General features: G+C 74.1%; 11 protein-coding genes. 3 read left to right on the forward strand and 8 right to left on the reverse strand.

What is annotated here, in order from left to right:
- Window positions 1-201 precede the first annotated feature (201 nt).
- Window positions 202-672 carry a universal stress protein gene (locus tag ACIQ9E_RS07420; protein WP_403703392.1) on the forward strand — a complete coding sequence of 157 codons (471 nt, stop codon included), beginning with the start codon at window positions 202-204 and terminating at the stop codon, window positions 670-672.
- A gap of 66 nt (window positions 673-738) precedes the next feature.
- Here ACIQ9E_RS07420 and ACIQ9E_RS07425 read toward each other — a convergent pair whose 3' ends face one another.
- Window positions 739-1980 carry a CapA family protein gene (locus ACIQ9E_RS07425; RefSeq protein ID WP_403703395.1) on the reverse strand — a complete coding sequence of 414 codons (1242 nt, stop codon included), beginning with the start codon at window positions 1978-1980 and terminating at the stop codon, window positions 739-741.
- Window positions 1981-2449: 469 nt separating this feature from the next.
- Here ACIQ9E_RS07425 and ACIQ9E_RS07430 point away from each other — a divergent pair, with 469 nt between their 5' ends.
- Together ACIQ9E_RS07430 and ACIQ9E_RS07435 are read left to right on the forward strand one after the other, a co-directional pair.
- Window positions 2450-3001: a sigma-70 family RNA polymerase sigma factor gene (locus ACIQ9E_RS07430; protein ID WP_403703398.1), complete on the forward strand. Its 552-nt coding sequence runs from the start codon at window positions 2450-2452 to the stop codon at window positions 2999-3001.
- A 229-nt stretch (window positions 3002-3230) separates the two neighbouring features.
- Window positions 3231-3752: a hypothetical protein gene (locus ACIQ9E_RS07435; protein WP_403703401.1), complete on the forward strand. Its 522-nt coding sequence runs from the start codon at window positions 3231-3233 to the stop codon at window positions 3750-3752.
- A gap of 82 nt (window positions 3753-3834) precedes the next feature.
- Here ACIQ9E_RS07435 and ACIQ9E_RS07440 read toward each other — a convergent pair whose 3' ends face one another.
- The 7 genes from ACIQ9E_RS07440 to ACIQ9E_RS07470 all read right to left on the reverse strand — a co-directional run bounded on the left by ACIQ9E_RS07440 (window position 3835) and on the right by ACIQ9E_RS07470 (window position 11301).
- On the reverse strand, window positions 3835-5052 hold the full coding sequence (locus ACIQ9E_RS07440; protein ID WP_403703404.1) for a histidine kinase: 1218 nt from the start codon (window positions 5050-5052) through the stop codon (window positions 3835-3837).
- A complete protein-coding gene (locus ACIQ9E_RS07445) occupies window positions 5049-6800 on the reverse strand; it encodes a cation acetate symporter (protein ID WP_403704037.1) in 1752 nt (583 codons plus the stop codon). Before ACIQ9E_RS07445 ends, ACIQ9E_RS07440 begins: the two co-directional genes overlap by 4 nt.
- Before the next feature lie 134 nt (window positions 6801-6934).
- Entirely contained in the window at window positions 6935-7315 is a 381-nt protein-coding gene (locus ACIQ9E_RS07450) for a hypothetical protein (RefSeq protein WP_403703407.1), read from the reverse strand.
- A gap of 156 nt (window positions 7316-7471) precedes the next feature.
- Window positions 7472-7759 carry a hypothetical protein gene (locus tag ACIQ9E_RS07455; protein WP_403703410.1) on the reverse strand — a complete coding sequence of 96 codons (288 nt, stop codon included), beginning with the start codon at window positions 7757-7759 and terminating at the stop codon, window positions 7472-7474.
- 231 nt (window positions 7760-7990) lie between these two features.
- On the reverse strand, window positions 7991-8806 hold the full coding sequence (locus ACIQ9E_RS07460; RefSeq protein WP_403703413.1) for a LytR/AlgR family response regulator transcription factor: 816 nt from the start codon (window positions 8804-8806) through the stop codon (window positions 7991-7993).
- Between the two features lie 130 nt (window positions 8807-8936).
- Window positions 8937-9797, reverse strand: coding sequence for an Fpg/Nei family DNA glycosylase (locus tag ACIQ9E_RS07465; RefSeq protein ID WP_403703416.1), 861 nt, complete (start codon window positions 9795-9797; stop codon window positions 8937-8939).
- A gap of 124 nt (window positions 9798-9921) precedes the next feature.
- The gene (locus ACIQ9E_RS07470) at window positions 9922-11301 is read right to left on the reverse strand and encodes a wax ester/triacylglycerol synthase family O-acyltransferase (protein ID WP_403703419.1); all 1380 of its coding nucleotides are present in this window, start codon (window positions 11299-11301) and stop codon (window positions 9922-9924) included.
- Window positions 11302-11452 lie beyond the last annotated feature (151 nt).

Genomic DNA, 11452 nt, shown 5'->3' on the forward strand with positions numbered 1-11452 from the left:
CGGTCCACGGGCTTGATCAACACGCGGCCCGGAAGGAAATTACCCGATGGGAGCAGTCGAACAGCGCCGCGTTCGCACAGTCGGCCGATGCGGTTGCCGACCGGCCGGCCGGACCGGCCGGTCCGTGCCCCTCCCACCCCGTACGACCGGCGCGGACACCTCGCGGGCCGGATCCGCGGCGCACGGCTTACCCTCGGTGGTGTGACAGTTCCCCGCTCCTCTCCGGCATCGTCCTTCGAACGCGGTACCGACGGACCGAAGGTGATCGTCGCCGGTGTGGACGGATCCGACTCCTCCCTGCGCGCCGCGGCGTACGCGGGTGGGCTGGCCCGGCGGCAGAACGCGCTGCTCGCGATCGTGTACGTCCAGCCGGTGATGGCGGCGGGCGCGGCCCTCGGGGTGCCGGTGGCGGACACCACAGGCGGGGTCGCGGAGGAACTGGTCGCCGAGGTGCGGGCGGCGACGGAACGGGTGCGGGGCATCTGGGACGTCCGCTGGGAGTTCCACACCTTCCCGGGGGACGCGTACAGCGGTCTGGTGCAGGCCGCGGACGATCTGCAGGCCGATGCGGTGGTGGTGGGGCTCTCGGAGTCCGCGGGACACCGGTTCATCGGCTCGGTGGCGGTCAAGCTGGTGAAGGCGGGCCGCTGGCCGGTGACGGTGGTCCCGTAGGGGCCGTCGCCGGGGCCTGCCCGGCTCGTACGGCTCCTGTCACCCCGGTACCCCGCGGCGGCCGGTTCAGCGGGCCATCGTCAGACCGTGCTTGGCGGCGCCCCGGCTCAGGACGGTTTCGGCGATACCGTCCTGGACCTCGCGGAGGTCGTCACGGCCGGAGTCCTCGGCGAGCGCGGCCGGAAGGTTCACGACCCGTCCCGCGTCGGTGTCGTACCACTGCGGTACGAACTCCGCCCGGGTGACCTCCCAGCGTCCGCCCGGGGTCTTCGGCGGGGCGAAGGTGAATCGGCCGATGGAGCCCATGTTTCCGCGGTGGTCTCGGGCGCCGGTGTAGTCGAACATGGGGCCTGCGATCTGGTCGCCCATCCCGTAGATCACCCAGGTGCCGTTGACCTTCTCGTAGGCCTGGGGCACATGGGCGTGCGTCCCCAGGACGAGGTCGATGTCGGGGCGGCCGCCGGTGGTGGCGGCCGTGAGGCTCCTGGCCAGGGTGAGCTGCTGTTCGTCCGGGTCGGTCTGCCACTCCGTGCCCCAGTGCAGGCTGAGGACGACCACATCGGCACCGGCCCGGCGGGCGGCGCGGGCGTCGTCGAGGATCTGCTGCTCGTCGATGAGCCGGACGGCCCAGGGCTGTCCGTCGGGCAGCGGCTGTCCGTTGGTGCCGTAGGTGTACGCGAGATGGGCGATTTCGGCACCGCCCGCCTTGAGCCGGCCGGGGAGGGCGGCCTCCTCGGCCGTACGGGCGGAGCCGTGGTGGACCAGTCCGGCGGTGTCCATGGCGTCGAGGGTGCGGCGGATGCCGTCGGCTCCGTCGTCCAGGGTGTGGTTCGACGCGGTGGAGCAGGCGTCGTAGCCGGTGGCGGCGAGTCCGCGGGCGACCTGCGGCGGCGAGGTGAAGGCCGGATAGCCCTGGTAGTCGCCGTCGGCGCCGTACACCGTCTCCATATGACAGATCGCCAGATCGGCGGCCGAGACGACGGGCCGGACCGCCGCGAGCATGGGGCGGAAGTCATAGCCGTCGGCCGATCCGTCCGCGTCGCTCCGGGCCCTTGAGATCACCGAGTCATGGGGCAGGACATCGCCGCTGGCGACGAGGGTGAAGGCGCGGGTGGCCGACGCGCCCGGGGCGGCGGACGGCGAGGTCCGGGGTTTCGCCGGTTCCCGGCCCGGGGCGGCGCAGGCCGTCGTCCCGGCCGTGAGCAGCAGGACGGCGAGCGCCGGGGGGCCGTACCGCCCGAGCCTGCCGCCGTGCCGTGGCCTGCGCCGGCCGTGCCGACCGTTTCCGCTGTTCCGGTCCCGTCCCATGCGCTGCTGCTCCCAACCCGCGTCGGCACCGGAGCCCGACGGAGAACGTGACAATACGACTATCCGATCGTCTGAATGCACAGGCTGGGTCACCGGAACGCAAGCGACACGGCGTGCGGCGCGGGCACGGTCACCGCATCGGCGGCAGCCGAACAGCCCGTGGGCCGTGTCCACGGCCGGTCCGCGGCGCACCCGGAAGGGACCGTTCACCGTCCCGTCGCCCCGGCGGGCCGGATCCGGCCGCCCGCTCGTCGCACCACTCGTCGACCCGGGCCGACCGCTCGCCTACGGACGGCGCCCCACCCGCTTCTCCGGCCGCCCCGTATTGGTTTCCATACGGCCACGGCCCCTGTCCGGCACCGCCGTGCCGGTTCCCCGCCCGACCCGGTCCCGCCCCGCCCCGCCCCGCCCACGGCAATCCGCGCCACCGGCCCGCCCGGCCGGAACGCCAGAGAAGAGGTGTTGAACCATGGCGACGGCAACCCTGAACGCTTCCCCGACCACCGACGAGGGAGCCATCGCGGAACTCCAGCGCGAACACGGCCCCGCCCTGCTGAGCTTCCTCCAAGGTCTGACCTACGGCGACCAGCAGCGCGCCGAGGACCTCGTCCAGGAGACGCTCGTCCGGGCCTGGCAGCATCCGGAGGCCTTCGAGCGGCCCTACGAGTCCATGCGCCCCTGGTTGTTCACGGTCGGGCGACGGCTCGCCATCGACGCCCGGCGTTCGCGGCTCGCCCGTCCCGCGGAGATCGGGGACGGGGTGCTCGCCACCACACCCGACCCGGCCGACCCCACCGAGATGGCCGTCGCCCAGCTCGACGTCCGGGCCGCCGTCGACTCGCTGAGCGCGGACCACCGGGCCGTCCTCGACCGGCTGTACTTCCAGGGGCTGAGCGTCCGGGAGACGGCCGAATCCCTCGGAATACCGCCGGGTACGGTCAAATCACGGACCCACTACGCGCTGCGCGCGCTCGCCCCGCGACTGCCCGGGTACGCCCGAGCGGGGCGGCGCGCCGCGTGATATCCCGCGCCCCGGGTCCACCGGCCGCCGGCCACGGGCCGCCGGGGTCATCACGTGAGCACCGGCCGTCCCGGGCACCCCGTCTCCCCCTGTGGCCACGGCACATACCCCCGGAGTGCGAAACGTCACGGTGAAGTTGAGCAAAGATGCACCGCGGGCCGTGTCACTCGGTAGAGGCTCGTCTCGGAACCGACACCGACACCGTGTCGTCCGGAAGAAGGTGGGAGCGGTGCAGACCGAGAGTACGAACGAGACCGGTGGAGAGACCCCTGCCGTGCCCATGGCGTGGTTCTGCGCCGAGTACATCGCCGACGAGATGCTGCGCGGCAGCGCCCTCGTCGACGGCGGCTCGCTGGAGTACCGCGCGGGCCGCGAGACCCTGGCCCTCACCGTCCACCTCTGCGACGGCTCCGGCGAATTCGCCGGGACGCATGCGGTGGCCAGTATCGAGGAGTGGCTGAACCGCACCGCCTACGGGTATCCGTGGCCGGAGTGGGTGGAGCGGAGGCTGGCGGCGCGCGAGGAGCGGGCCGGGGCGCTCGGCAGCGGACCGGCGCCCGATCTGCTGCTGGCCCGGGAGTCGTGGCAGTGGCTCAGCCGGACGGAGCTGCTGACGACGGACCTCGGTGACGATTCGACGCACCGCCGGACGGCGGGCCGGGCGGGCACCGTCGACGAGCAGACCCGGGTGTGGACCCCGGCCTGGCAGCTCGGGCTGCCGCTCGGACATCTGGCGATCCACCTCTTCTGACCGTACCGGGGCCCGGCACCGGCCCGGTTCACCGGGGTCCGCCGGGACGGCCGGGACGGCTGAGACAGCGGGCTCATGTGACCTACCGGGGACGGCGCCCCGGTGACGAATGCACCCCCGCCCGGTATTTCGGGATCCGGACGGTGACCTTCATTCCCGCCCCGGCCCCGGTCTCGATGACCAGCCCGTACCCGTCCCCGTACACCTGACGCAGCCGTTCGTCGACGTTCGACAGCCCGATTCCCGAGGACGCCGGCCGTTCCCCCGCGAGGATCCCGCGCAGCTCCGCCGGGTCCATGCCCACCCCGTCGTCCTCCACGGTCACCACCGCCTCCGCGCCCGCGTCCCGGGCTGCGATGGTGATCCGGCGCTCGCCCGTGGTGTCCTCGAGACCGTGTTTGACGGCGTTCTCCACCAGGGGCTGGAGGCAGAGGAACGGCAGGGTGACCGGCAACACCTCGGGCGCCACCTGGAGCGTCACCTTCAGCCGGTCCCCGAACCGGGCGCCGGCCAGCGCCAGATACTGCTCGATGGAGCGCAGTTCGTCCGCGAGGTGCGTGAACTCCCCGTGGCGCCGGAAGGAGTACCGGGTGAAATCGGCGAACTCCAGCAGCAGTTCCCTGGCCCGCTCGGGGTCGGTACGGACGAAGGACGCTATCGCGGCAAGGGAGTTGAAGACGAAGTGGGGGGAGATCTGAGCGCGCAGGGCCCGGATCTCGGCCTCGATGAGCCGGGTGCGGGAGCGGTCGAGTTCGGCGAGTTCCAGCTGTACGGAGACCCAGCGGGCGACTTCGGTCGCGGCCCGCACCAGTACGGCGGACTCCCTCGACCCATAGGCGACGAGGGTGCCCAGAACGCCGTCCTCCCCCGTCAGCGGGGCGATGACGGCCCAGCGCAGCGGGCACTCCAGCTGTTCGCAGCGGGTTTCCAGGGTGGTGCCGCGCCCGGATTCCAGGACTTCCGCGACCCGGGCCATCACCCGGCGCTCGTGGTGGTCGGCGCCCGGCCCGTCCCAGGCGAGGACGCGTTCGCGGTCGGTGAGACAGAGCGCCTCGGTGCCCAGCAGGGAGCGGAGCCTGCGGGCGGCCTTTCGGGCGGTGTCCTCGGTGAGCCCGGCCCGCAGCGGGGGCGCGGCCAGGGACGCGGTGTGCAGGGTGTGGAAGGTGGCCCGCTCGACGGGGGTGCCGAGGTGCAGATCGGCGCGGTCGCCGCGGCGGGCGGTGAGCCGGCCGAGGACGATCCCGGCGGCCAGCAGGACCGCTCCGGCCGCGGCCAGGGCGGCCATTCCCGTACCGGTCATCGCGTTCCTCCTCGGCCCGGGGGCGGTTCGGGCTGCCCGGGGCCGCCCGCGAGGTCCTCCGGCAGATGGAGCCGGGCGAGGGTCGCGGTGGTCGACGGGGGTATACGGCGGGGGGTGGCCAGGGAGACCAGGACCATGGTGAGGAAGCCCAGCGGCACCGACCAGACCGCAGGCCAGGCCATCAGGGCGTGCGTCCAGCCTTCGGGGGCGAGTCCGGCGCGGGTGGCCATGACGGCGGTGAGGGCCGAGCCGCCTCCGACGACGAGCCCGGCGGCGGCCCCGGGCGGGGTGAGCCGGCGCCACCAGATGCCGAGGACGAGGAGCGGGCAGAAGGAGGAGGCGGAGACCGCGAAGGCGAGTCCGACGGCGTCGGCTACGGGAACGTTGCCGGCCACGGTGCTGGCGGCCAGCGGGACCACCACGGCCAGCAGGGCCGCCAGCCGGAACCAGCGCACGCCGCGCGGCGGCAGCACGTCCTGGGAGATCACTCCGGCGACCGCCATCGTCAGCCCGGACGCCGTGGACAGGAACGCGGCGAAGGCGCCGCCCGCGAGCAGGGCGCCCAGCAGATCGCCCGCGACCCCGCCGAGCACCCGCTCCGGCAGGACCAGTACGGCGGCGTCCGCGGCTCCGGTGAGGGCCAGTTCGGGGGCGTAGATCCGGCCGAGGGCGCCGTAGACGGGCGGCAGCAGATAGAACGCGCCGACCAGCCCGAGTACGACGAGGGTGGTACGGCGGGCGGCCCGGCCGTCGGGGCTGGTGTAGAAGCGGACGGCGACGTGCGGCAGGCCCATGGTGCCGAGGAAGGTGGCCAGGATCAGCCCGTAGGTCGCGTACAGGTGCGATCCGTCGTGGCCGCCGGAGAGCGGCTGCGACCAGCTCGACGGATCGGCTTCGGAGGTCACCCGCTCGGGTACCTCGGAGCCCGCGGGCAGTCCGATCCGGGTTCCGGCGTCGATCCGGTGGGCGCCTTCGCCGAGGGTGAGGGTGGCGTGGTCGTGGCGGACGCCGTCGACCGTACCGTCGACGGACAGCGTCAGGGGCTTCGCGATGTCGATGCGTACGGTGTCGTCGACGGTGACGGCGGTGTGCTCCCGCAGGACGGCGGGGGCGTCGAAACGGGCCCGGGGCGCGTCGTCCGCGGCCCAGGCGGCGGCCAGGAAGAGCGCGGGCACCAGCAGCGCGGTCAGTTTGAGCCAGTACTGGAAGGCCTGGACGAAGGTGATGCTCCGCATGCCGCCCGCGGCGACCGCGCCGGTGACGACGACCGCCACCACGACCCCGCCGACCCAGTTGGGGGCTCCGGTGAGGATCTCCAGGGTGAGGCCCGCGCCCTGGAGCTGCGGCAGGAGATAGAGCCAGCCGATACCGACGACGAAGAGGGACGCCAGCCGGCGCACGGCGGCGGACTCCAGCCGGGCCTCGGCGAAGTCGGAGAGCGTGTAAGCACCGGAGCGGCGCAGCGGGGCGGCGACCAGCGCCAGCAGGACGAGGTATCCGGCCGTGTAGCCGACGGGGTACCAGAGCATCTCCGGCCCCTGGAGGAGGACCAGCCCGGCAATACCGAGGAAGGAGGCCGCGGAGAGGTATTCGCCGCTGATGGCGGCCGCGTTGAGCCGGGGCCCGGCGGTACGGGAGGCGACGTAGAAGTCGGAGGTGGTACGGGAGATGCGCAGCCCCAGCCCGCCGATGAGGAGGGTCGCGACCACGACGACGGTCACGGCGGTCACGGCATAGGCCTGGTTCACCGCCACCGCCGGAAGGACGCGGGGGTACGGCGGCGGAGCCGGCGCCCCGGTGCGCTCCCCCGGCGGATCCGGGGCCGCGGGCGCGCGATGGACTCGGGGCTGGATATGCCGGTACGCGGCGCTATCGGCACCGGTCAGCGGCCTTCGAGGAGTGTGAGGAAATCTCGTTCGTTGCGCTCGGCGCGGCGCACGTACCAGCGGGCGGTCAGCCACATGACCGGATGGACTCCGAAACCGAGCACGGCCCAGACGAGGAGCTGCGGGGACGGGGCGCTGCCGTGGAAGGCGGCGGGGAGCGCGAACAGCAGCGGCAGGGTGCCGACGAGGAGCGCGAGGGTACCGACGGTGTGCAGCGCCGTCCGCAGCTGGCTGCGCATCAGGGAGCGGACGTAGGTGGCGCCGAGGGCCGTCTGCTCGGTGATCTCGGAGCGGGCGGGCGCGTACCCCGGGGGCCGGCGGCCGGGGCGGGGCACTCCGGTCACCACCTCGCGGCGGGGCCGCTGGTCTCCCGGCATGGTCCCCTGCTCTCTCGGTCGGGCCGCGGTCCCGGCCGGGCCGGGGCGGTGGGCGTCCGCGGGCCCGCGGGCGGCAGCGGACGTACGGCAACGGGAGTCTACGCAGGATGCTTTCTCCGGCGGTAGGCGTCTCCCGGACCGCTCCGCGGACCCGCTTCAGGTGCCGGCCCGAGGTCGGCGCGGTGGGCCGGGGCCGAGATCCTTCAGCGCGATCTCCAGCTCGACGTACGACTCCTCGGCCCGGCGGAAGGCGACCGCGAGGGCGGCCTCGGCACGCGGGCCGGCCAGCCCGTGCGCCGACTCCCGTACGGCGTAGAGCACATCGGCCCACCGCCCGGCGGCGCTCTTCACGGTGCCGAGCAGCGCCTGTAGTTCACGGGTGCTGGCGGCCGGGGTGTCCGGCAGCTTCCGGAGCTCCTCCAGCAGCGCTTCGATATCGGACATGAGCCCCCTTCACTACCCACTGATCAAGGCTAGGGCCCGGGACGGCGGCGGTACGGGCGCCGCGGGCACCGTTCGGTGGGCGGGGGCGGCGGGTCGGCGGACGGCCGCCGCGCGGCGACGAACGGTCACCGGGACCGGCCGAACGGCCCGCGGGCCGACTGCCCCCGTGCGCGGAGCCGACCGGGTACCGGGCGGTACGGCGGCGGGGCCGGACGCGGGGGCGGCGGTACGTCAGCCGCCCGCGTGCCGCATCAGCAGATCGCGGAGTTGGCGGGCGTGGCGCCGGCTGACGGCCAGCTCGGCCGTACCGACCCGGACGGTGGTCGCTCCGGCGTCGAGGCGCAGTTCGTCGATCCGGGCCAGTGCGACGAGATGGCTGCGGTGGATCCGTACGAAGCCGTGGACGGCCCACCGCTCCTCCAGCGCGGAGAGCGGGACGCGGACGAGATGGCTCCCGTCGGCGGTGTGCAGCCGGGCGTAGTCGCCCTGGGCTTCGACGTAGGCGATGGAGTCGATGGGGATGAAACGGGTGACACCGCCGAGTTCGACCGGGATCTGCGCGGCGCTGCTCTGTACCGGGCCGGATCCGGCGGGGGCCGCCGGGTAGGGCGCGCTGCCCGGGGCGCCCTCCGGCGGGCGGCTGTCGCGAGCGGCGCGGACCTGGTCGCAGACCCGGCGCACGGCCTCGGCCAGCCGCTCCCGGCGTACCGGCTTGAGCACATAGTCGACGGCCTTCAGATCGAACGCCCGGACCGCGAAGCCCTCGTGCGCGGTGACGAAGACGATCAGCGGCGGCCGGGCGAAGCGGGCCAGGACCCTGGCCACGTCGAGTCCGGTGAGCCCGGCCATATGGATATCGAGGAAGACGACGTCCAGTCCGCCGCCCTCGCCGTCGGCGCCGGGGTCCAGGGCCGCGGTGATCCGGCGGAGCGCACCGGCGGCGTCGGTGGCGCCCTCGGCGCTGGTGATCCGGTGGTCGGAGCGGAGCAGATAGAGGAGTTCCTCCAGCGCGGGGCGTTCGTCGTCGACGGCGAGGGCACGCAGCATGCTGCGGAGTCTAAGGGCTGTCCCGCGGGCGGGCGGCGCCATGGTGGCGACACGGCCCGGGACCCGTCCCCGGAGTTCGGGCCATGGCCGGGCGACGTACCCCACGGGGATGGGCTCGCGGCCGTCCCGGCTATTTGAGCAGGCGGGACAGCCGCCGGTCGGCGAGCGGCTTTCCGCCGGTCTGGCAGGTCGGGCAGTACTGGAGCGACGAATCGCTGAAGGACACCTCCCGGATGGTGTCCCCGCACACCGGGCAGGGTTCCCCGGTCCGTCCGTGGACCCGCAGTCCGCTTTTCTTCTCGGCCTTGAGACCGGCCGCGGCGACGCCCCGCGCCCGTTCGACGGCGTCGCCGAGGGTGGTGCGCAGCGCCTCGTAGAGCCGGGTGGTCTCGGCCTCGTCGAGCTGCCGGACCTGTTTGAAGGGGGACATCCGGGCAGCGTGCAGGATCTCGTCGCTGTAGGCGTTGCCGATGCCCGCGATCAGGCTCTGGTCCCGCAGGGCCCCTTTGAGCTGTCGTTTCTCGCCCGCGATAACGGCGGCGAAGGCGTCCCGGTCGAAGCCTTCGGCGAGCGGGTCGGGGCCGAGCCGGGCGATGGCGGGAACCTCCGCGGGGTTCCGGACCAGATGGACGGCGAGGCGTTTGGTGGTGCCCGCCTCGGTGAGGTCGAATCCGGCGCCGGAAGTGAGGACGGTCCGCAGGGCGAGCGGTCCTTTCCCGGGGCGCGGGGGCGTCGCGGGCAGTTCGTCGTACCAGCGCAGCCAGCCCGCGCGGGCGAGATGGAAGACGAGATGGAGTCCCGCGGCGTGGATGTCGAGCCACTTGCCGTGCCGTCCGACGGCGGTGACCTCGGCGTTTTCGACGGCGCTCAGGGGCGGGTCGTAGGTTTTCAGGACGCTGATGGACAGCGGCAGCACCCGGGCGATGCGCAGACCCGTCAGCTTCTCGTCGAGGAAGCCTCGCAGCGATTCGACTTCGGGCAGTTCGGGCATGGGTCCAGAGTGCCAAAGCCCCGGCGCGGCCGCAGGTCGACGGCGCGCGGCGGGGCGGGTGGGCGTCCCCGGCCGGGGGCGGTGCGGCGGGCGGGTCTCCGCACCCCCGCTGCGGTACGCAGGCTCAGTCCTGCCCGGCGAGGGCCGCCAGCTCCGTCAGCTCGTCGGCCGTGGCCCGCGCCAGCAGGTCCACGTCCGGTACCGCTTCCCCGTCGGCCACCAGCCCGACGTGGATCCGCCCTCCGTAGGAGGTGAGGGCCACGGCCAGGGACTGCCCCCGGGCCAGCGGCGCCATCGGGTACAGGGACCGCAGGGGGCAGTTGCCGAAGGACAGCTCCGACCGCGGCAGCGGCACACTGGTGACGAGCAGGTCGAAGAGTATCCGGGCCGCCCCGCCCGCCAGCGGGGCACCGAAGCGGTGGGCGATCGGGGGGAGTTGGCCGGCGAGTACGGCGAGGGCCCCGGCGCCGCGCAGCGGACCGGCCTTCTTGTTGCGGTCCATGGCGGCGCGGACCCGGGCGAGCCTGGCGCGCGGGTCGGGCTCGGCGACGGGCAGGTCGAGGAGGTATGCCGAGAGGTCGTTGCCCGGTCCCGGAGCACCGCCGGGGCGGCGGCGGGAGACGGGTACCAGGGCCCGCGGACCGTCCTCCGGCAGGGGTTCGCCGCGCCCGGCCAGCCAGCGGCGCAGCCCCCCGGCGACCACCGTGAGGAGGACGTCGTTGGTGGTGCCGCCGGACGCCTTGCGGGCGAGCCGGATGTCCTCGGCGTCGAGGACCGCCGTACCGAGCCGCCGGGTGCCCCCGGCCCCGGCGGCGAGGGAGGGCGGCAGGGCGCGCGGGTCGAGGCGGCTGGCCAGGACGACGGAGGCCCCGACGCCGACGGCGCGGCCCAGTCCGTCGATCCGGTCCCGGGCGAATCCGACCAGCCGCCCGGGTTCGTTGAACCAGGGGCGGGCGGGCGCGGGCGCGGCCGCTTCGCGGATCCGCTGCCGGGCGCGGGCGCGCACCCCGCGGGGGTCGGCGATCTCGTCGAAGATCGCGGAGCCGATGGCCACGGCGCGCATCCCGTCCGCGAGCGCGTGGTGGAGTTTGACCAGGACGGCGAAGGGGCCGCCGTCCGCCGCGGTGAGGAGGTACATCTCCCACGGTGGACGGCCGCGCTCCAGGGGCCGTTCCATCAGCCCTCCGGCGAGCGCGACGGCCTCCGTCTCCACGGGTGCGGCGCCGGGGAGCCGGATCCGGTGGACGTGCCGGGTGACGTCGAAGTCGGTGTCCGGGGTCCAGGCCGCGCCGCCGACGGGCAGCAGTACGTCCCGTACCCGGGTCCGCAGCTTCCGGACGGCCCCGGCGCGAGTGGCCAGCAGCGACAGCAGGGCGTGCGCCGTCGGGGGCGGACCCGACGGGTCGGGGGCGAAGACGGCGAGGGCCCCGAGGTGTATCGGGTGCCCGGCCGATTCGAGATGCCAGAACGCCAGGTCGAGTGGGGCGAGTCGCTCGGTGCTCACGGTGTCCTCGGGCTCACGGTGTCCACTTGCTGCGGGGAGCGTGTGTCGGGTGCCGTGCGGTGACCGCCGACGGCGGTCGGTGCCGGATTTCGCACTTCCCGGTCGTCGGCGGGGGTACGCCGGAGTGCCGGGGGGACGGGCCCGCTCATGG

The organism is Streptomyces sp. NPDC094448 (assembly GCF_044763775.1).
Classification (GTDB): domain Bacteria; phylum Actinomycetota; class Actinomycetes; order Streptomycetales; family Streptomycetaceae; genus Streptomyces.